Raw genomic sequence first — 19,950 nt, 5'->3', positions numbered from 1 at the left:
TCGGTACGGCTTCGTTCACTGACCCTCACCCCCCGGTACGGGATCAATGCGTGGTACCTGAAACGTTCCGCCTCCGCGGGAGCGGACACTTCCGAGGACATACCCTCCCGCCGCTGCCGCAACCCCGGCCACAATGGCCCCCGCCCGGCCCGCTCCGCCGGGGCGGCCGAGCAGGGCGTCGCGCAGGCCGCGGGCCACCCCGGCCGGCAGGACGCGGGTGGTGTAGCGGCGCTCGGACTCGAGTCCCCTGCCCGCGCCCACACTTCGAGCCACGAGGGCCTTCGACAGCCCCTCGGCGTAGGCCCGGGTGCGGAAATAGCCGAAGCGCTCGCGCGCGGCCGGGACCCGGTGGTGGATCACCGCACGGTCGTCGATCAGCAGCACGGCCTGCGGGAGCGCCGCGCTGAGCCGGATGCACAGTTCGGTCTCCTCGCAGCCCAGGGGGCGCTTGTCGCCGTCCCGGCCGATGCCCGTCGCGAAGCCGCCGGCGGCTTCGAAGACCGACTTGCGGAACGAGGCGTTCCCGCCGAGCACATTGCGCACTCGTACTCGGCCGGGCGGCAGCCCCTTGTACGTACAGCCGACGACCCAGTCGAACTCCTCGGGGAACCACACCGGCCGGCGGCCCGAGGCCCAGGCCGGCATGGTGCGTCCGCCGACGGCCATCACCCGCGGGTCGTCGTAGCCCCCGTCGAAGTGGCGCAGCCAGTCGCGCTCGGCCACGGCGTCGTCGTCGAGGAACGCCACGATCTCGCCGCGGGCGGCGGCGATCCCGGTGTTGCGGCCGGCCGAGAGGCCGCGGGGGCCCGCGTTGGCGAGCACCCGCACCTCCCCGGTCTCCCGGAACTCCTTGCCGAGCCGTTCGAGCAGTGCCGGGTTGTGGTCCACGATCAGCAGCGTCTCGAGGGCGGGCAGGGACTGCTGCCGCACCGAGGAGACCGCCGCGAGGATGTCCTCCCAGCGGTCCTCGGTGTACACGCAGATCACCACGGAGATGTCACGAGGCGTCAAGACACCTCTCCCCGCTTGGCGTTGAGGCCGCCCAGGACCCGGTGCGGGGTGCGCCGCCCGGTGCGGCGGACGCCCCTCTCCTTGAGGATCACCTTCAGCACCCGCAGCCCGTCCCGCACGGCGCTGAGGTTGCTGACGCCGTGGATCCGGACGTACTCATGGCTGGGGATCTCCTGGACCTTCAGCCCGGCCTTGACGACCCGGATGTTCATCAGGGTCTCGACCTCGAAGCCGGTGCAGTCGAGGGTGATCTCGTCGAGGCAGTGCCGCCAGAAGGCGTTGTAGCCGTAGCACAGGTCGGTGTAGCGGGCGCCGAACTTGGCGTTGACCACGGCGCACAGCACCCGGTTGCCGAGCTTGCGGATCGGGGTCATGTCGTCCGTGCCGCCGCCGTTGGCGAAGCGGGATCCCTTGGCGAAGTCCGCGCCCGAGACGAGTGCGGACACATAGCTGACGATCTCCTCGCCGTCGGCCGAGCCGTCGGCGTCGACCATCACGATGATTTCGCCGGTGCAGGCGGCGAATCCGCTGATCAGCGCGTCGCCCTTGCCCTTGCCCTGCTGCTTGACGACCTTGACGTCGGGCCACAGTTCACGCGCGACCTCGACGGTGTCGTCGGTGGAATTCCCGTCGACCAGGACCACTTCGTGGATCCAGTCGGGGAGCGTCTTGAAGACGTACGGAAGATTCTCCGCCTCGTTCATGGCGGGTATCACGACGCTCACCTGCGGTGCGATGGCGAGATGCGAGGAGACCGGCCGGTACTGGCTCGGTATTCGGCCGATGTCCGAAACCGCCGGGCGCAGGAAAGAACTCATGAGTCTGACGTCCCTCTCGTCCGGTGGACCGCCCGCCCCCGGGCAGTCCGGATGAGTGTCCGGTTCGAAAGGGGGGTTCTCACCCCGGTCATGCAGGTATCGACCACCGTGCTGGTCGGGTGAGCTGGCTTTGCTTGCCGCGCGGAACACGACTCGGCCCACGTGCAGGCCGAGCACGGCACCCCCCTACCGCGCCCCGCTCCGGCAGCCATCGCGACGCTAGAGCCCTCCCCTTGAGCCGCTTGCATGATGGACCGATGCGGGTGGATGTACGACGGTATTGATGATTGGGACCCTATGGCAAGACCTGGAACGTGGTCTCACTTTTTTATGTTTTTGACCCCTGCTCTTCACGCTTGTCACGCGCGTATTCGGATTCTTCCCATCCGTTTGAGGAGTCGGTCGGCCGGCTCGAACAACTCGGGCCGGGAGAGGACGGTATTGCGCAGGGCCCGTACCGGCACACGATGTGCCCGGTGTCCCAGGGCCACTGGATGACGGCGTGTCACCCAGCCCTCGAAGACCATGAGTTCACGCGTCTTGAGGGAGTCCTTGTATTCCTTCTGGCCGCGGCCGAGGTCGAGATAGGCGATTCCGTCGGCGGCGGCCGCCTCGGCCATCCGCAGATGAAGGATCAGGCCGGGCGAATATTTCGAGAACTCCGGATCATAGGCCGGGAACCAGCAGCTGATGATCCGTTCGGAGCGCAGTCCGAAATGGGCGGCGACCGGCCGGCCGCCGGCGTAGAGGACCGAGAGAAGCCCGCCGAAGGAATCGGAACCGGTGTGGAACAGCTGCTCGGCGAGCCGGGCGATCCACGGGTGGGCGAACCGGTCGCTGCGGCCGGTTCTGCGGTACTGGGCGGACTTCCACCGCATGAGGGTGCGCAGCACCTGCGGGTCGCGCTCGTCGTGCACATAGCGCACCTCGCCGATGTCCCTGCCGAGCTTGCGCTCCTTGGCCAGGGTCGTCCGGGTGAACTTGGGTGACTGCGCGCGCAGATGCGCGAGGTAGGCGTCGTAACCCTGGTCGATGTCCATCACGGGTGAGGGGTACGACCCGGTGGCGTCGGCCTCGAACGGCTGCTGTCCCTGCGCCAGATGGTCGAACTCCCACACCGCGAGCCCGCAGGCCCGCAACAGCTCGCGCGCGTCCCAGCTGAACCCGGGCCTGTGCACGAGGCCCTGGCAGTCGGAGACCCCGAGTCCGACGGCCCGGCCGACGCCGGCGGCCGATCTCTGGTACGGGAAGAACGCAGCGGGCTCGCCGTCCTCCCGTGCGACGGCTATCCGCACTCCGCGTCGGCAGCGGCCGACCGCGAGGGCGAACTCCGCCGACAGGAAGGGGTTTGCCAGTTCGGGTGAACCGTGCAGATGGGCCTTGGACTGCATGACGGTCCAGGACGCCCTGTCGGCTGCGGTCAGTTCACCCGGCCTGTGCACGGTGATGTCCACGTCAGGACCTCTGCCTTCTCGCCGTACGGCCCTCTCGGAGCCGTACCAGTGCCAGCAGGAGGAAGAGGAGGGCGCTTGTCCCGGCAACCGCCGCGATCCCACCCCGGACCGACCATATGTGCATGGCCAGCATCGCCTGCGCGATCAGCAGATCGATCGCGACTGCCCCTGCCAACGACGCCACGAGCCGCCCCAGCGGTTCCAGGCCCCGTAAGCCGAAGGCCAGCGCCGAGGCCGGAGCGGCAAGAAGGAAGAAGAGAACGAAAGGTGCGCGCAGCGGAGAGGCCAGATCGGTGAGCGCCAGCACCGCGCCCACCGCCGACACGGAGACCGCCGCGCCCGCGAGAGCCGGCACGGTATCACCGCCCTGGTCGGAAGCCGACTGCCCGCTGCCTGCTGTCGCACTGTCACTGAAGGTCTGCATTGGCGACTTTGCCCCCCGAAGCGCCGGATGCCGGGCTTCAATGTCGCGCAGGTGAGGGAGCCGCGTCAAGGACGCAGAGGGGTGTGCGAACGTTCCCGGAGGTGTCATACGCCTCACGCGTTCGGTGACGGTGTGTCATTTTCCGTAAGCGCAGCGGTTGTGAAACGTCAGGTCCGTGAATTTTTCTACGCCGAATGTTTTTGGCATGAGCACTTCCGCTTGCTGTGTGACACCTGGTACCACTGGTGCGACAGCTGCTACCACCCAGTAGACAGAGATTCCGCACAGGGGAGGTTCCATGAGACTGGCCCGCATCACGGCATACGCGTCCGCGTTACTGCTCTCCGCCACACTCGCAGTGACCGGGGCGGGTGCGGCCGCCGCGGCCCAGCAGGCCGCGGCGGTCGACTATGTGGCCATCGGCGACTCGTACAGCTCCGGCGTGGGAGCCGGCAGTTACGACAGCGCGAGCGGCTCCTGCAAGCGCAGCACCCGTGCCTATGCCGTTCTTTGGAAGAATGCCAACGCACCCGCGAGCTTTGCCTTCACCGCCTGTTCCGGCGCCCGTACGGGCGATGTGATCGCCAATCAGCTGGGCCCGCTGAACTCCTCGACCGACCTCGTCAGCCTCACTGTCGGCGGCAACGACGCCAGCTTCGCCGACGTCATGACCACCTGTGTCCTCAACTCCGAGGCCACCTGCCTGCAGCGCGTCGCCCAGGCCAACGCCTATATCGACAGCACCCTGCCCGGCAACCTCGACCGGGTCTACAACGCGGTCCGGGCCAAGGCCCCGGCAGCGCGTGTCGTCGTCCTGGGCTACCCCCGGCTCTACAAGCTCAACGGCACCTGCATCGCCGGACTGTCGGAGACCGAGCGCAGCGCGCTCAACAGCACAGCCAACCGTCTGAACTCCGTTACCGCCAAGCGCGCCGCCGACCATGGCTTCACCTACGGGGATGTCACCACGACCTTCACCAACCACGAGATCTGCTCGGGTGACTCCTGGCTGCACAGCGTGAACCTGCTCAACATGAGCGATTCCTACCACCCCACCGCCGCGGGCCAGTCCGGCGGCTACCTGCCCGTCCTCACCAACGCGGCCTGATCCGCCGTCGCCGTGACAGGGGTGGAGGGCCCGTCCGTCGGGGTCTCCTCCCGGCAGGTCACCGAGTACGTCACCACGTCGGACGTGGCCTCGAGCGGCCGCCGGACCTCGATGCGGAGCTCGTCGTGGAGGGGCTCGGCGAGCCGGTACTCCGCCACCGTGTGATTCACCTGCCGCGTCTTCGGCCCGCCCGCCGGGAAGCTCAGCGTCTTCCACTCCGTGCCGCCGTGGCCGCTCGTCGCCACCCAGCGGTAGTCGACCTCCGTGGGTGCGCGGCCGACCGTGATGTCCGCCTCGAACGCCGGGGCCTCGCCTTCCTGGGCCGGGCACGGGCCCTCGTAACTTCCCCGGACGGCCCGTAGGGCGACCTTGACGGTCTGCGGCGCGGGCGGCGGGGTGGTGGTGTGTCCCTTGCCGCTGGTGCTGCTGCCGCCGGTGGCGGGTGTACTGGCCGCAGTGGTGCCCCCGCCCGTGGCCGTACCGCCGTCGGTGCCCCCGGTGGTTCCTCCGCTGCTGCCGGACCCGCCGCTCCCGCCGTATGTACCGCCCGTGCTGACGCCTCCGCTGCTCGTGTCACCGCCGCCTGGGTCCTCCCGGTTGACCAGCGCCCAGGTCAGCCCGCCGACGGCCAGCAGCAGGATCGCCACCCCGGCCGCCAGCACCACACCCGCCCCGCGGGGCCGGTCCGGCTCCGGCCGAACGCCGTGGTCCGGTACGGGCTGCGGCGTCGGTGCCCCCGTGGGTGTGGCCGCGACGGTCGGCGTGTACGGATCGGAGGAGGTGTACGGACCGGGGGAGGACGGCACCACCGTCGTGGGCGTACGCGGGGTGCCGCCCGCCGCCACCACCCGTAGCATCGCCTCCGCCTCGGCACCGGACAGCCGTTCGTCGGGATCCTTGCGCAGCAGGCCCTCGATGACCCGGGCGAGCGGCCCGGCCCGTCGGGGCGGTGGCAGTTCCTCGTCGACGACCGCGCGGAGCGTATTGAGCGGAGTGTTCTGGCGGAACGGCGAGTTGCCCTCGACCGCGGCGTACAGCAGCACACCCAGTGACCACAGGTCCGAAGCGGGACCCGGCGTCCGTCCCAACGCCCGCTCCGGCGCGAGGAATTCGGGTGAGCCCACCACCTCGCCGGTCATGGTGAGGGTGGCGGTGCCCTCGATCATCGCGATGCCGAAGTCGGTGAGCACCACCCGTCCGTCATTGGCGATCAGTACATTGCCCGGCTTCACGTCGCGGTGCAGGACGCCCGCCCCGTGTGCGGCCCGCAGAGCCGCCAGGACCTCCGCCCCGATGCGCGCGGCGCGCTGCGGCGGCATCGGGCCGTCGGCGTCCAGTACGTCGGAGAGGGTGAGCCCCCGTACGAGCTCCATCACGATCCAGGGCCGGCCGTCCTCGCTCGCCACGTCGTGGACCGTCACCACATTGCGGTGCGAGACCCGGGCCGCGGCCCAGGCCTCGCGTTCCAGCCGGGTGTACAGCCGGTGTACGTCCGCCGTGTCGAGGTATGCGGGCGCCCGGACCTCCTTGACGGCGACCTCGCGGCCCAGCACCTCGTCACGGGCGCGCCATACGACCCCCATGCCGCCCTCGCCCAGTGGGTCCAGAAGGCGGTACCGGCCCGCCACCACCCTTCCGTTCCCCGGCACTTCGCTCACAGGCGAGCCCCCCATCCGCAGCAGAGCGGCATCACGGACGAAACCTCTCCAAGTTAGCTCAACTCGGAGCCGTTGCCGCCCCCTTGAACACCAATCCGCACCTCGGGGCGAACGCCGCCTGTCGCCGCACCGAGGACTGTCCAACTCGCCCTGGAATCAGATGGATTCGGAGAGTAATCGTCAACAACCATATGGTTGCGGTGAATCCCATCACGGGATACACGAGTGTGATGGCGGGGCGATAGGGTTACCCTGCCCGGGCCGGGTCTCGTACGGGTGGGGAGTGACATGGAACAGATAGCAATGCGCAGCAGGCCGCGTGTGCCTGCCATTACTTGTGGGAGCACTGCGGCCAGCAGGCGCCTCGACCGTCATCTCGCGGTGCTGGCGGGCCCTGCCGTCCCGGTGCGCGAGACGGCGGAGGCGACCCTGCTGATGCGCGAGCTCACCGCGCGGGACGTGTCCCACGCACGTACGGGCAGGGGTGCCCGGGTCTCGCTCTTCGCTCCTCTGCGACGGCTGCGCCGCTCGCTGTTCGGCAGCCGCGGCTGAACCAGGACGCTCAGCCGATCACTCCGTCCCGGCGCAGTGCTGCTATCCGCTCGGCCGTCATCCCCAGGTCCAGCAGTAGTGCGTCGGTGTGCTCACCGAGCGCGGGAACCCCGCCCATGCGCAACGGTGCTCCACCCGGCAGAGTGATCGGCGGCAGCAGTGCCCGCAGCGGCCCGGCCGGTGAATCGATTTCTCGCCATTTGTCGCGCGCTTCGAGTTGAGGGTGCGCGGCCACGTCCGCGACGGTGTTGAGCCGGGCACAGGCGCTGCCGGCCTCCTCGAGACGGGCCACAGCCTCGTCCGTACCCAGCGCGACCAGCGTCTCCGCCACCACCGCGTCCGTCTTCCCATGGTGGGCCGTACGGGCCTGATTGGTGGCGAAGACGGGGTCGTCGGCGAGTTCCGGCCGCCCCAGCACCCGCTCGGCAAGGCGCCGCCATTCCCGGTCGTTCTGCACGGGATCAGTGGGGCCGGGCGTACTTCCTGACGGCCGCCGGTACGAAGAGCACGAGGAGCAGCAGGCACCAGCCCAGCGATCCGGCGACCGGGTGGGCCACCGGCCAGGCGGCGTCCGCGGGGGGCGTGGCATTGCCGAACAGCTCGCGGACGGCCGTGGTCACCGCGCTGATCGGGTTCCACTCGGCGACCGTGCGCAGCCAGCCGGGCAGGTTGTCGGTCGGGATGTAGGCGTTGGACATCAGCGGCAGGATGAATGTCGCGCTGCCCAGCTGACCGGCCGCCTCCTCGCTCTGTGAGGCCAGCCCGAGGAGGATGCCGATCCAGGTGGTCGCGAAGCGGAAGAGCAGCAGCAGTCCGAAGCCGCCGAGCGCGTCGAGCACGCCTCCCTCGATCCGCCAGCCCACCGCCAGCCCCACCAGTATCAGCGGCACCATCCCGGCGGCCGTGGTGAGCAGATCGGCGGCCGACTGGCCGAGCGGCACTGCCGCACGGCTCACCGGCATCGTCCGGAACCGGTCCATCACCCCGCGGTGCGAGTCCTGGGCGGCCTGGAACATCCCGGTCATGAGGCCGTTGGCGGCGGTCGCCACCAGCAGTCCGGGCACCAGATAGGCGCGGTACTCCTCGCCCGGCATGGCGAGTGCGCTGCCGAAGACATAGCCGAAGAAGAGCAGCATCGTGATCGGCATGGTCTGGGTGAGGACCAGCAGGCCGGGGGCCCGCCTGATGCGCTGGAGGTGGCGGCCGAGCATCGCCGTGCCGTCGTACATCAGAGTGCTCATGGTGCTCATGCGGCAAGCTCCCTGCGGTCGTCCGGATCGCGGTCGGTCAGGCGGAGGAAGACTTCGTCGAGGGTCGGCGGACGCAGGCTCGCGTCGACCAGCGGCACGCCCGCGGCATCCAGCTCGCGGACGAGCCGGGGGAGGGTGAGTGCCGGGTCTACGGCGGACGCGCCCGCCGTACGGCGTTCCCGGTCGAGCACCGGTTCGGCTCCGGTGAGCCGGTCGAGCACGGCTGCGGCAGCGTGCAGCGCCGACTCGTCGGCGACCACCACTTCCGCGAACGAGCCGACGGTCGCCTTGAGTTCGGCCGGAGTGCCGCGATGGGCGGCCCGGCCGTGGTCGATCAGCACGATGTCGTCGGCGAGCTGGTCGGCCTCCTCCAGGTACTGGGTGGTGAGCAGCACGGTGGTGCCCTCGGCGGCCAGTTCGCGTACGGCGGCCCAGATCCGGTTGCGGCTCTGCGGGTCGAGCCCCGTCGTCGGCTCGTCGAGGAACAGCACCCGGGGCCTGATCAGCAGGCCGGCGGCGAGGTCCAGGCGCCGCCGCATACCGCCCGAGTAGGTCCTGGCGGGGCGGTCCGCTGCCTCTGTGAGCTCGAAGCGGTCCAGTAGTTCGTCGGCCCGTACCCGGCCGGCGGCGCCCCTGAGGCGGAGCAGCTTCGCGAACAGCCGCAGGTTCTCGCGCCCGCTGAGGTCGCCGTCGACCGAGGCGTGCTGCCCGGTGGCCCCGATGGCAGCCCGGACCGCATTCGGGTCGCGCAGCACATCGTGCCCCGCGACCCGGGCGGTGCCCGCGTCGGGCGTGGTGAGGGTGGTCAGTACCCGCACGGCGGTGGTCTTGCCCGCGCCGTTGGGGCCGAGCACCCCGCAGACCGTGCCCTCGGCGACCGCGAGATCGAGGCCGCGCAGGGCGTGGACTTCGCCGAAGCGCTTCTCCAGCCCCTCACTAAGTACAGCGTACGTAGAAGTCATATGTGCAGCCTAGCGCACTACGTACGGTGTACGTAACTACGATGGTGGGTGAGGTGATGATCGATGGCGGGGCGACCTGCTGAACCCGAAGTGATCTGGGCGCGCCCCGAGCGCACCGGCCGCGGCCCCCGGCCCGCGTACACCCGCGCCGACATCGCGGCCGCGGCGGTCCGCATCGCGGACGAGCGCGGCATCGACGCGGTGTCCATGCGGCACGTCGCCGCGGAACTGGGCTGCGGCACCATGTCGCTCTACAACTACGTCCCGCGCAAGGAGGACCTGTACGAGCTGATGGTCGACGTGGTCAGCGCCGAGTACGACCTGACCGCCGAACCCTCGGGCGACTGGCGCGCCGACCTGATGGCCCTCACCCACCAGACCCGCGCCCTGATGCACCGCCACCCCTGGCTGCCGAGGCTCATGTCACCGGTCTACGGCTTCAGCCCCAACGCCCTGCGCTACCTGGAGCACTGCCTGGCCTGCCTCGACGGCCTCGACGCGACGTACGGCACGAAGATGGAACTGGTCGCGATGGTCAACGGCATGGTGACGACATACGTCGCCAACGAACTGGCCACGGCGGAGCGCAGCCGCTCCCTGCCCTGGTCGGAGCAGCAGGAGCAAGCGGCACGCATCGGCTATCTGTCCCGGGAGATCGCCACCGGCAAGTACCCGCGCATGGCCGCCTCCTTCGCGGAGGACGCCGGCCCGATCGACCTGGACGCGTTCTTCGACCGTGCGCTGGGCCGCGTCCTGGACTCCTTCGCCCGCTGACGGGGCCGAGGTCTCACAGGAGGGCTTCCATCGGCCGAGGAAGGACTCCAGCACCTGCCGGTAGCGCTCCGGTTCCTCCGCCGTCGCGACATGGGCGCTCAGCGCCGCGGCGCGCAGGCGCCGCCGTACTTGCTCGCGCTCCGTTCCCGGTGCGCCGGCCTTCTTCAGGATCAGCGCGGTAAGGACGTCATTGGTGTGGGAGAACGACGTCCTGGCTCCGGGCTCGAACAGCGGCCCGTGGGAGAGGGGCACCTTCGCGCGGACGCCTGCGCGGACCGTACCCGGTCCACCGCACGCCGGTGAGCCGGCGTCAGTACCCGGGTCATCGCGCTGCCCCGGGACAGATCGAAGCGGGCGGCGGTGCGCCAGACCTCGGTCAGCACCGCCTGGGCGACCTCCTCGGACTGGCGGGGTCGCGCAGCACAATCCGTACCAGCCCCGGCACCGGTCCCGCGAGCAGGTTGTACGGCGGGGCGAAGGCCTCCTGATTGCCGAGGGGCACGCGGCCGAGGAGTTCCTCGGGCCGGGGCCCGGCGGGGGAGCGCCGCTCCGGCGGGCGGCTTCGTTCACGCGGTCTCCTTCAGGGAGTGGGCCCTGTGTGCAGAGCATTCGGAGCCGGGCGTGCGAGGAATTGGCGCAGCACAAGGAAGAGCAGCGTCGGCGGAAACGGGGGCGGGGGAGGTGCGCAGAGCGAGACCCGCGGCGACCGCGGTGCCGATGACAATCAGTGCGCCGGCGCCGAGCGTCGGCCCGTCCGGGTGGATGAGCCCCTGGCCGCGCAGCGCCTGCCAGGTGACGAGGCCGAACACGGCGGCGTACGCCCCCGAGGCGACCAGCACCAATCGCAGCCGTGCGTGATCGTCACGCAGTCGCGGAAAGCGCGGAGCCAGCGCGATCAAGGCCAGCAGGAGCAGGGGGAGCACCTGGAGGGCGTGCATGCCCACGAAGTGCGGGATGCGTAGATCGCCGCCGGTGGTCGACCAGCCGGTGAGCGGCATCGACGGGCCGCCGTCCGGCACGCCGACGCTGTGCGCGCCGACGACCTTCGCCACCCCGGTACGGTCCGCCTCCAGCTGCTCCTGCGTGGGCCTCGTCATCAGAAAACCGATGGCCGCGCCGGCGAGTGCGATGACCGAGCCGAACCGGACGGCCCACGCGGTGGCTCGGTCCGGGAGCCGGTCACGGAACGTCAGCAGGGCGATGACCAGGGTGCTGAGCCAGAGAACGACGACCGTTCCGCCCATGATGCTGAACAGCGTCTGGTCGAAGGGCGTTTCGACATTGAAATGGCTGCGCTTTCCGCGGATCACCTGACCCACGATGATCGCCATCTCGACCAGACTCGCCACGAGGACGACCGTTCCGGCCCACCAGGCCGTCCGGCGGCCCCGGGTGAGCAGCGACTGCATCCAGGCAAGCGACAGTCCGTACGCGACGAACGAGACCGAGAACTTGAACGGCTTGAACCAGATCGGTGAGCCGGCCAGCATCCGCTCGTCGACGATCAGGCCCACGGCGGATACGGCCGCCATGACAGTCATGGCTGCGGAGAACGCGACAAGTGGGCGATGCCAGGCGGGATTCGGGCGTAAACGCATGACAGGACCTCCGTACGGGGGAGATGGATAGTGGCACTATTCGCTATCGGATAATGTCACTATCCATGACCGGCTGAGGAGTTGGCAAGTACGGGAGGGAGAATGTGCCATGCGCATAGGTGAGTTGAGCCGGAGAACCGGGGTCTCGGTACCGACGATCAAGTACTACGTCCGTGAAGGGCTGCTTCAGGCAGGGCAGTTGACCAGCCCGAACCAGGCGAGCTATAGCGAACTCCACGAGCGCCGGCTGCGGCTGATCCGCGCACTGATCGACGTCGGAGGTCTGTCGGTGGCCGCGGTGGCGGAGGTGCTCGCGGCGGTGGACGATCCGGCGCGCCCCGTGCACAGGGTCCTGGGCACGGCTTCGACCCGGATCGCCGTGGAGCGCGGTGATGACGGGGAGGGGGAGAAGGAGGCCGCGCGCGGCGAGGTGGAGGCGTTTCTCGCGAGGCGCGGCTGGTGTGTGGACCGGTCCCACCCGGCCGTGGAGTCACTCGTCGGCGCGGTGACCGCCCTGGCGCGCGTCGGCCACGGATCCTTGTTCGCCGAGGTGCTCGACGACTACGCGGACGCGGTGGAGGGTATAGCCCGTGCGGACCTCGACTATGTCGGCCGCCGGGTCGCCGTCGAGGACTTGGTGGAGAGCGTGGTCATCGGCACGGTCCTGGGCGATGCGGTCCTTGCCGCGATGCGCAGGCTCGCCCATGTGGACGCGTCGGTCCGCCGCTTTCCCCCGGCCTGATCCAGGGGCGCGCCCGGGGGCTGCGCCCCTGGGCGCGCGGAACGTCCTGCGGGCCCCGGTCCAGCGGACCTGGGGCGGCGCCCCCCGCAGGGCGGGTCAGGCAACCGGCGCGACGGGCTCCTGCTCGTGCTCCACCTGGGCGTTCCACTCGCGCTTGATCGCCCGCCAGCCCTCGTCGGTCTGCCCCAGGCGCCAGTAGCCGGAGATCGACAGGCGCTCGCGCGGGACACCACGGTCCATACGGAGATGGCGGCGCAGCTCCTTGACCGTGCCCGCCTCGCCGTGGACGAAGGCGTGCACATCGCCTGCGGGGAAGTCGAGGTCGCGCACCGCGGCGACGAGGGCCTCGCCCGTCGGGCGGGTGCCGCGGTGCAGCCAGATCACCGTCACGCCGTCCGGCGTGGCGATCTTCTGCTCCTCCTCCGGCCCCGCCACCTCGACGAGGGCGCGCACATCGGCTTCCGTCGGCATCTGCTCCAGGGCCGCCGCGATCGCGGGCAGCGCGCTCTCGTCGCCGGCGAGTAGATGCCAGTCGGCGCCGGCGTCCGGGGCGTAGCCGCCGCCGGGGCCCGTGAAGCGCACCGTCTCACCGGGCTGGACCCGGGCGGCCCAGGGCCCGGCGATTCCCTCGTCGCCGTGGACGACGAAGTCGACGGTCAGCTCGCGCCGGCCGGCGTCCCAGGCGCGCACCGTGTACGTACGCTGGCTCGGCCACTGGTCACGCGGGAACTCCGCGCGGATGTGCCCGATGTCGAACGGCTCGGGGTAGCTCACGCCCTCCGGAGCGAAGAGCAGCTTGATGTAGCGGTCCGTGTGCGATCCGGACTCGAAGGCGGCGAGGCCCTCGCCGCCCAGCACGAGACGGATCATGTGCGGGGTGAGCCGCTCGGTGCGCACCACGCGTGCCTCATGGGCCTGCGGTGCCTTGCGGGCGGGTGCTTCTGCCACGACTCTCTCCCCGGAATCACTGGGTGCTTAGGTTTGCCTAAGTTAGCACCCTACGCCTGGAGAGTGGAGAGCAGACGGGACAGTGCACCGCCCAGTCCCCAGCGCGTGGCGAGCGCGTCGAGCGCCTCCGGATCGCGGGGCGCGCCCGGGAGCGCCGGATCGAACTCCGGCAGCGGTACGTCCGAGGCGACCCGGACCACCTTCGGCGCGACCGCCACATAGTCGCGTGCCTCGTCCAGCCGCTTGCGCTGGGTGGGAGTCAGCCTGGACGCTGGATCGTCGGCGGCCGCCATGATCCCGGCCAGATCGCCGTACGCGTCGAGCAGCTTGGCCGCGGTCTTCTCCCCGATGCCCGGCACCCCGGGCAGTCCGTCGCTCGGGTCGCCGCGCAGCAGCGCCAGATCGGCGTACCCGGAGCCGTCCACTCCGTACTTCTCGCGCAGCCAGGCATCGTCGGTGATCTGGAGGGTGCCGACGCCCTTCAGCGGATACAGCACCCGCACCCCGCAGGCGTCGTCGACCAGCTGGTACAGGTCCCGGTCGCCGGTGACGATGTCCACCGGACCCGTGGCGCGCCCGGCCAGGGTGCCGATCACATCGTCCGCTTCGTACCCCGCCACACCGACCCGCGCGATGCCGAGCGCGTCCAGCACCGCCTCGATCACCGGAACCTGGGGGCTGAGCGTGTCCGGTACCTCCTCCACGTCCGGCCCGGTCTCCGTCTCCTCGGCCACCCGGTGTGCCTTGTACGAAGGGATCAGCTCGACCCGCCAGTGAGGCCTCCAGTCGGCGTCCATGCAGGCGACCAGGTCGTCCGGGCGGTGGTCCTGGACGAGACGCGCGATGAAGTCGAGCAGCCCGCGCACCGCGTTGACGGGCGTGCCGTCGGGGGCCCGGACGGAGTCGGGTACGCCGAAGTAGGCGCGGAAATAGAGGGAGGCGGTGTCGAGCAGGAGCAGTTTTCGAGGGGCGGCCATGGCCCCATCATTCCTGACTTTCGAGCATCACGGCCTGGGACGTCGGCGTGGCCGTCGCGTCGCGTCTCTCACGCCCACAGGCTCTCCCGTCGTCCGTGACCTGGATCACTCTTGCGTTTGGCCGGGAACCGTCCGGGGCAGGCGCGCGTCCGGAGCGAACCCGTTCGGGCATTCAACAATTGCTGGGTAAACCGGGTCGGCGGACCGATTCCGCCTCGCTCCACGGCCCGCCGGCGGGGGGAACGGGCCGTTCTCGGTACGACCCGTGAGGTTTATGTGTCCAGGCTGCAGGCCGACCATGTGTACAAGGTGTTCGGCAGACGACCGCAAGACGCGGTACGCAGGCTCGAAGGCGGCGCCGACCGTGACGAGCTGCGCGCCGACGGAACCACCGCGGCGGTGATCGATGCCTCGTTCACCGTCGAGCCGGGCCAGATCTTCGTCGTCATGGGCCTTTCCGGATCCGGGAAGTCCACCCTGCTGCGCATGCTGAACGGCCTGCTCGAGCCCACCGCGGGCCGGGTGCTCTTCGACGGCCGGGATCTGACCGCGCTGAGCGCGCGCGAGCTGCGCACCGTGCGCTCCACCCGGATCAGCATGGTCTTCCAGCACTTCGCGCTCTTCCCGCATCGCAGCGTCCTCGACAACGCCGGTTACGGCCTCGAGGTCCAGGGCGTCGACCGTGCCGAACGCGAGCGGCGCGCCGCCGAGGCGCTGGCTCTTGTCGGCCTCGAAGGCTGGGAGGACTCCTGGCCGGACGAGCTGTCCGGCGGAATGCAGCAGCGGGTCGGCCTGGCCCGCGCACTCGCCACCGACGCCGATCTGCTGCTCATGGACGAGTCGTTCAGCGCGCTCGACCCGCTGATCCGCCGCGATATGCAGGACCAGCTGCTGGAGCTGCAGAAGACCCTGAAGAAGACCATCGTCTTCATCACCCACGACCTGAACGAGGCCATGCGCCTCGGCGACCGGGTCGCCGTGATGCGCGACGGGCGGATCGTCCAGCTCGGCACGGCCGAGGACATCCTCACCGCTCCCGCCAACGACTACGTCGCTTCCTTCATCCAGGACGTGGACCGGTCCAGGGTGCTGACCGCCGCCGCGGTGATGAGCGAGCCGGAGACCGGCCACGACGCCGACGTCTGCACCTGCGAGTCGGTCACCACCGAGACGGCGGTCGCCGACCTGTGCGGCGTCAGCGCACGGGTGCCGCACCCCGTCGCCGTGAAGGACGAGACCGGGGAGCTGGTCGGTGTCGTCGAGCAGTCCAGCATCATCGGACTCCTCGGCGACGAGACGCGTCCGCCCGTGGCATGTGCCGGCCACGAGGAGGTGACCGCGCATGCCTAGGATCCCGCTCGGCGACTGGGTCGACAGCGCAGTCGGCTTCCTCCAGAGCCACCTCTCCTGGCTGTTCGACGCGATCAGCGCCCTTGTCACCGGCATGTACGACGCGGTCGACGCGGTGCTCTCCGCCCCCGCGCCGCTGCTCCTCGCGGGCATCCTCGCCGTCGCCGCATGGTGGCTGCGGGGCCTGCTCGCCGGCGTCCTCGCCTTCGCCGGATTCGCGCTCGTCGACTCGGTCGAGCTGTGGGACGAGGCCATGGGCACCCTGTCGCTGGTGCTCGTCGCGACCGTGGTCACCCTGGCGCTGGCCGTGCCGCTCGGCATCTGGTCGTCGCGGTCCAAGACGGTCAGCGCGGTCGTCCGTCCCGTGCTGGACTTCATGCAGACCATGCCGGCGATGGTCTATCTGATCCCCGGCATCATCTTCTTCGGCGTCGGTGTCGTCCCCGGCATCATCGCCACCATCGTCTTCGCGCTGGCTCCGGGCGTACGGATGACCGAGCTCGGCATCCGCCAGGTCGACGGCGAACTCGTCGAGGCCGCCGAGGCATTCGGCACCACGCCCCGCGACACCCTGCTGCGGGTGCAGCTCCCGCTCGCCCTGCCCACCCTCATGGCGGGCATCAACCAGGTCATCATGCTGGGCCTGTCGATGGTCGTCATCGCCGGCATGGTCGGCGGCGGCGGTCTGGGCGGCGCGGTCTACCGCGCCATCGGCAACGTCGACATCGGCCTCGGCTTCGAGGCGGGCGTCTCCATCGTCATCCTGGCCATGTACCTGGACCGGATGACCGGTGCCCTCGGCCGCCAGGTCTCCCCGCTGGGCCGCCGGGCCCTCGCCAAGGCCAGGGCCGCGGCCGGCGGCCGCCTCCGCATCCGGAACCACCGTCCCCGCCCCGCCTTCGCGGTCGCCGGCATCGTCGTCCTGTCGCTGATCGCCGGCGGCATGGGCATGTTCGGCGGGACCACCTCCGGGACCGCGGTGGCCGGGACCGGCACCGGCAACGGCAAGAAGATCTCCCTGGGCTACATCCCCTGGGACGAGGGTGTCGCCTCCACCTTCCTGTGGAAGGAACTGCTGGAAGAACACGGCTACGAGGTCGACGCCAAGCAGTACGAGGCCGGGGCGCTGTACACCGGCATGGCCGGCGGACAGATCGACTTCCAGACCGACGCCTGGCTGCCGGTCACCCATGCCAACTACTGGGCGAAGTACCGGAACGAGCTCGAGGACATGGGCGCCTGGTACGGGCCCACCTCGCTGGAGCTGGCCGTCCCCTCGTACATGAAGGGAATCGACTCCCTCGACGACCTCAAGGGCAAGTCGGACCAGTTCAAGGGGCGGATCATCGGCATCGAGCCCAGTGCGGGCATGATGGGGCTGCTCAAGGACAAGGTCCTGCCCGCGTACGGCCTCGACAAGGAGTACCAGGTCGTCGACGGCTCCACGCCCGGCATGCTGGCCGAGCTGAAGCGCGCGTACGCCAAGAAGGAGCCGATCGTCGTCACGCTCTGGTCGCCGCACTGGGCGTACAGCGACTACGACCTGAAGAAGCTCAAGGACCCGAAGGGCACCTGGGGCAAGGGAGACGGCGTGCACACCCTGACTCGCAAGGGCTTCGCCGAGGACAACCCCGAGGTCGCGAAGTGGCTCAAGTCCTTCAAGCTGAGCGAGCAGCAGCTCACCGGCCTCGAGGCGAAGATCCAGCAGACCGGCAAGGGCAAGGAGCAGGAGGCGGTCCGCGCCTGGCTCAAGGAGAACCCGGGTCTCGCCGAGAAGCTGACCCCGACCGGCTGACCCCGCAGTGACACCCCCGTCGCCCCGCCGGCACGAACCGGCGGGGCGACGCTCTGTCGAACTTTGTTCGACGGCGACAGGCGGAATCGAATCCGGAGTGCTTATGTGAAGCGCATGTGACATACGTGCGAAACCGCTCGCCGAAGCTGCGTAAGGTGCATGCAGAGGGAGGGAGCGGGAGTGATGGGCGATATGGACGACAAGGACTCGAAGGACACGCTTCGGGTGGGCGCGGCTGTCCGCAGAAGGCGCAGGGCCCTGGACCTGACACTCGCAGCTGTCGCCGCGCGCAGTGGCCTCTCCGTGCCGTTCCTCAGCCAGATCGAGAACGAGCGGGCCCGCCCCAGCATGCGCTCGCTCGAGCGGGTCGCGGACGCACTGGAGACCACGGCGGTGCAGCTGCTCGCGGCGGCCGACGCGGCCCGTACCGTCGACGTCGTACGGGCCGGTGACGATTCCGGTCTCGTCGCGGACACCCGGGTGCGCCCCGTCGTGCACGGCCACCACCAGCTGCACGCCCTGGAATTCACCGGCGAGCACGACGCGGGCCGCGAATACCGGCACCGCAACGACGAGCTGATGTACATCGCCGACGGCACCGCCGAGGTGGAGGCCGAAGGCCGGGCGTACCGGCTGGAACGCGGCGACACCCTGTATCTGTCCGGCGGAGTAAGGCACCGCTGGCGCGCCACCGAGCCCGGCACTCGCATCCTCGTCGTCGCCGTCGCCGACCACGTCGAAGTCACGGAGTCCTGATGCGTGTCGTCTCGCTCGTCCCCTCCCTCACCGAGGCGATCGCCGTCAGTGCCCCGGGTCTGCTGGTCGGCGCCACCGACTGGTGCAGCCACCCGGGGGGCCTCGACGTCGTACGGATCAGAGGCACCAAGAACCCGGACGTCGAGAAGATCGGCCGGCTCCGCCCCGACCTCGTCGTCGCCAATGAGGAGGAGAACCGCGAGCCCGACCTGGCCGCGCTGCGCGCCGCCGGACTGGAGGTGCTGCTCACCGAGGTGCGCACCCTGCCGCAGGCCTTCCAGGAACTGGAACGGACCCTCGAGGCGTGCGGGGTGTCACGCCCCCGCTGGCTCGACGAGGCGGAGGCGGCCTGGGACGCCGTGGTCCCGTACGAGTGGCTGAGCGCCGTGGTGCCGATCTGGCGGCGTCCCTGGATGGTCCTCGGCCGCGACACCTTCGCCGGTGACCTGCTGGCCAGGCTGGGCGTGCGCAATCTCTACGACGCGCACGCCGACCGTTACCCCCGTATCCCGATCGACGAGCTGAACGCTTCCGGGGCGGACCTGGTCGTGCTCCCCGACGAGCCGTACGCCTTCACCGCGGACGACGGGCCCGAGGCGTTCCCGGGGATGCCCGCCGCGCTCGTCAGCGGACGTCATCTCACCTGGTACGGGCCGTCGCTGGCCGAGGCGCCTGCGGCGCTGGCTGCGGCGCTGCGAGCAGCACACCGCTGAGCAGTCCGCGCAGCGTACGCACCCCGGCCACCGCCCAGGCGGCCACCAGCAGTACGAACAGCGCATCCGCCAGCCATTCGAAGGCCACCAGCCCGGTGTGCCGCCCCAGCCCGGCCGCCCCCGTCACGCACGTGCCGACGGGGAAGGTGAACCCCCACCACGTCATCGCGAACGGCATCCCGCGGCGATGGGCCCGCACCACCATGGCGCCGGCGAGCACCAGCCAGAACAGCGCGAACCCCATCACGGGCAGTCCGTAGACCAGGGCGAACGCGGTGTACGGCCCTTCGGGCGCGACATCCGCCAGCTGGCTCACCGCCGTGACCGACTGCCCCAGCGGCCCGAGAACGAGAAAGAGCGTGGGCGTCATCGCGAGTGGCAGCGGGCCGTAGTGAACCAGCCGTGCGAAGACCAACGGCAGAATAACCATAGTGGCCAGCAGGCTGACCCCGAACATCCCGTAGCAGCTCAGCACCAGCGTCTCCCGCATCTGTCCGGCCGGCAGATGCGGCACGAGCAGCGGCCCGGTCGCGGCGGACACCATCGGCGGCACCACCGCCAGCAGCCACACGGGCGAGGCGCTGCCGGGCTCCACCTGATGCCGTACGACCATCAGATACGGGATCCCGACGGCAACGGCCAGCCCGACCAGCGTCCCCACCGTGAACAGCACCGCGTCCACAGCCACCGCCGCGCTCTCGCCGATCACCTCCCTGCCCGCCGTGAGCGTCGCCGCCCCGACCGCGAGGAGGGCCATCGCCAGGCACCCGTAGAACGGGGCGACGGCCGGGTCGAGCAGATGAGCCCGGGCCTGGTCCCGGTGGTGCAGCCAGTGGCCCGCGCGGGCGGTCGCCACCACGGCCAGCAGCAGCACGGAGAGCACCCACACTGCCTGCACGCCCGGCACACCGAGAGCCGTACCCGCGGTCGCCACGATCGCCGTGCCCATGACGGTGGCGTACCAGTTCGGGCCGAAGTACCGCACGGCCTGCCGGCGAGGGACATCCGAAGGGGCATACGAAGGGGAGCGAGACTCCGTGAGGGTGACCATGAAAGCACC

Annotated in this window: 19 protein-coding genes and 2 pseudogenes; 8 read left to right on the top strand and 13 right to left on the bottom strand. The window is 70.2% G+C overall.

The features are described from left to right. Positions 1-15: 15 nt before the first annotated feature. From ABD858_RS06155 to ABD858_RS06140, 4 genes are all read right to left on the bottom strand, one after another. On the bottom strand, positions 16-1,011 hold the full coding sequence (locus ABD858_RS06155; protein WP_345035094.1) for a glycosyltransferase family 2 protein: 996 nt from the start codon (positions 1,009-1,011) through the stop codon (positions 16-18). After that, entirely contained in the window at positions 1,008-1,829 is an 822-nt protein-coding gene (locus ABD858_RS06150; protein WP_345035093.1) for a glycosyltransferase family 2 protein, read from the bottom strand. The genes ABD858_RS06155 and ABD858_RS06150 overlap by 4 nt, the downstream gene beginning before the upstream one ends. 359 nt (positions 1,830-2,188) lie before the next feature. Further along, on the bottom strand, positions 2,189-3,283 hold the full coding sequence (locus ABD858_RS06145; RefSeq protein WP_345035091.1) for a GNAT family N-acetyltransferase: 1,095 nt from the start codon (positions 3,281-3,283) through the stop codon (positions 2,189-2,191). Between the two features lies 1 nt (position 3,284). Beyond that, positions 3,285-3,638 carry a hypothetical protein gene (locus ABD858_RS06140; protein ID WP_345035090.1) on the bottom strand — a complete coding sequence of 118 codons (354 nt, stop codon included), beginning with the start codon at positions 3,636-3,638 and terminating at the stop codon, positions 3,285-3,287. A 367-nt stretch (positions 3,639-4,005) separates the two neighbouring features. Between ABD858_RS06140 and ABD858_RS06135 the strand changes: the two genes are divergently transcribed. Beyond that, positions 4,006-4,815 (top strand): SGNH/GDSL hydrolase family protein, encoded by an 810-nt coding sequence (locus ABD858_RS06135; RefSeq protein WP_345035089.1) that lies wholly within the window; start codon positions 4,006-4,008, stop codon positions 4,813-4,815. Here ABD858_RS06135 and ABD858_RS06130 read toward each other — a convergent pair. Further along, positions 4,785-6,488 carry a serine/threonine-protein kinase gene (locus ABD858_RS06130; protein WP_425586159.1) on the bottom strand — a complete coding sequence of 568 codons (1,704 nt, stop codon included), beginning with the start codon at positions 6,486-6,488 and terminating at the stop codon, positions 4,785-4,787. The genes ABD858_RS06135 and ABD858_RS06130 overlap by 31 nt on opposite strands. A 273-nt stretch (positions 6,489-6,761) precedes the next feature. Here ABD858_RS06130 and ABD858_RS06125 point away from each other — a divergent pair, with 273 nt between their 5' ends. Beyond that, positions 6,762-7,025: a hypothetical protein gene (locus ABD858_RS06125; protein WP_345035087.1), complete on the top strand. Its 264-nt coding sequence runs from the start codon at positions 6,762-6,764 to the stop codon at positions 7,023-7,025. A gap of 10 nt (positions 7,026-7,035) precedes the next feature. On the opposite strand, the pseudogene ABD858_RS06120 reads toward ABD858_RS06125, so the two are convergent. From ABD858_RS06120 to ABD858_RS06110, 3 genes and pseudogenes are all read right to left on the bottom strand, one after another. Beyond that, positions 7,036-7,482 (bottom strand): annotated as a pseudogene (locus tag ABD858_RS06120) (CoA transferase); the annotation flags it as partial. Positions 7,483-7,486: 4 nt separating this feature from the next. Continuing rightward, positions 7,487-8,275 carry an ABC transporter permease gene (locus tag ABD858_RS06115; protein ID WP_345035086.1) on the bottom strand — a complete coding sequence of 263 codons (789 nt, stop codon included), beginning with the start codon at positions 8,273-8,275 and terminating at the stop codon, positions 7,487-7,489. Further along, the gene (locus ABD858_RS06110; RefSeq protein ID WP_345035084.1) at positions 8,272-9,237 is read right to left on the bottom strand and encodes an ATP-binding cassette domain-containing protein; all 966 of its coding nucleotides are present in this window, start codon (positions 9,235-9,237) and stop codon (positions 8,272-8,274) included. The genes ABD858_RS06115 and ABD858_RS06110 overlap by 4 nt, the downstream gene beginning before the upstream one ends. A 63-nt stretch (positions 9,238-9,300) precedes the next feature. Between ABD858_RS06110 and ABD858_RS06105 the strand changes: the two genes are divergently transcribed. Then, on the top strand, positions 9,301-10,011 hold the full coding sequence (locus ABD858_RS06105) for a TetR/AcrR family transcriptional regulator (protein WP_345035083.1): 711 nt from the start codon (positions 9,301-9,303) through the stop codon (positions 10,009-10,011). A gap of 251 nt (positions 10,012-10,262) precedes the next feature. Here the strand turns inward: ABD858_RS06105 and ABD858_RS06100 are convergent. Continuing rightward, positions 10,263-10,513: pseudogene (locus tag ABD858_RS06100) on the bottom strand (sigma factor); the annotation flags it as partial. 64 nt (positions 10,514-10,577) lie between these two features. Further along, positions 10,578-11,552 (bottom strand): hypothetical protein, encoded by a 975-nt coding sequence (locus tag ABD858_RS06095; RefSeq protein WP_345044294.1) that lies wholly within the window; start codon positions 11,550-11,552, stop codon positions 10,578-10,580. A gap of 166 nt (positions 11,553-11,718) precedes the next feature. Between ABD858_RS06095 and ABD858_RS06090 the strand changes: the two genes are divergently transcribed. Next, on the top strand, positions 11,719-12,351 hold the full coding sequence (locus tag ABD858_RS06090; RefSeq protein ID WP_345035082.1) for a MerR family transcriptional regulator: 633 nt from the start codon (positions 11,719-11,721) through the stop codon (positions 12,349-12,351). 96 nt (positions 12,352-12,447) lie between these two features. On the opposite strand, the gene ABD858_RS06085 is transcribed toward ABD858_RS06090, so the two are convergent. Both ABD858_RS06085 and ABD858_RS06080 read right to left on the bottom strand, forming a co-directional pair. Further along, positions 12,448-13,299: a siderophore-interacting protein gene (locus ABD858_RS06085; RefSeq protein WP_345035081.1), complete on the bottom strand. Its 852-nt coding sequence runs from the start codon at positions 13,297-13,299 to the stop codon at positions 12,448-12,450. Positions 13,300-13,349: 50 nt separating this feature from the next. Beyond that, positions 13,350-14,276, bottom strand: a complete 927-nt coding sequence (locus ABD858_RS06080; protein WP_345035080.1) for a 5'-3' exonuclease — start codon at positions 14,274-14,276, stop codon at positions 13,350-13,352. Between the two features lie 276 nt (positions 14,277-14,552). Here ABD858_RS06080 and ABD858_RS06075 point away from each other — a divergent pair, with 276 nt between their 5' ends. The 4 genes from ABD858_RS06075 to ABD858_RS06060 all read left to right on the top strand — a co-directional run bounded on the left by ABD858_RS06075 (position 14,553) and on the right by ABD858_RS06060 (position 18,890). Continuing rightward, positions 14,553-15,626, top strand: coding sequence for a quaternary amine ABC transporter ATP-binding protein (locus ABD858_RS06075; protein WP_345035078.1), 1,074 nt, complete (start codon positions 14,553-14,555; stop codon positions 15,624-15,626). After that, positions 15,619-17,421 carry an ABC transporter permease/substrate binding protein gene (locus tag ABD858_RS06070; RefSeq protein WP_345035076.1) on the top strand — a complete coding sequence of 601 codons (1,803 nt, stop codon included), beginning with the start codon at positions 15,619-15,621 and terminating at the stop codon, positions 17,419-17,421. The genes ABD858_RS06075 and ABD858_RS06070 overlap by 8 nt, the downstream gene beginning before the upstream one ends. Before the next feature lie 192 nt (positions 17,422-17,613). Then, positions 17,614-18,177, top strand: coding sequence for a helix-turn-helix domain-containing protein (locus ABD858_RS06065; RefSeq protein WP_345044292.1), 564 nt, complete (start codon positions 17,614-17,616; stop codon positions 18,175-18,177). Continuing rightward, the gene (locus tag ABD858_RS06060) at positions 18,177-18,890 is read left to right on the top strand and encodes a helical backbone metal receptor (protein WP_345035074.1); all 714 of its coding nucleotides are present in this window, start codon (positions 18,177-18,179) and stop codon (positions 18,888-18,890) included. Before ABD858_RS06065 ends, ABD858_RS06060 begins: the two co-directional genes overlap by 1 nt. Here the strand turns inward: ABD858_RS06060 and ABD858_RS06055 are convergent. Further along, positions 18,817-19,941, bottom strand: a complete 1,125-nt coding sequence (locus ABD858_RS06055) for a TDT family transporter (RefSeq protein ID WP_345035073.1) — start codon at positions 19,939-19,941, stop codon at positions 18,817-18,819. The genes ABD858_RS06060 and ABD858_RS06055 overlap by 74 nt on opposite strands. Positions 19,942-19,950 lie beyond the last annotated feature (9 nt).

The sequence above is a fragment of the Streptomyces sannanensis genome, from assembly GCF_039536205.1.
GTDB lineage: Bacteria > Actinomycetota > Actinomycetes > Streptomycetales > Streptomycetaceae > Streptomyces > Streptomyces sannanensis.
Note: the sequence above shows the minus strand (reverse complement) of the source record. Positions and strands in the feature narration are given on the sequence as shown.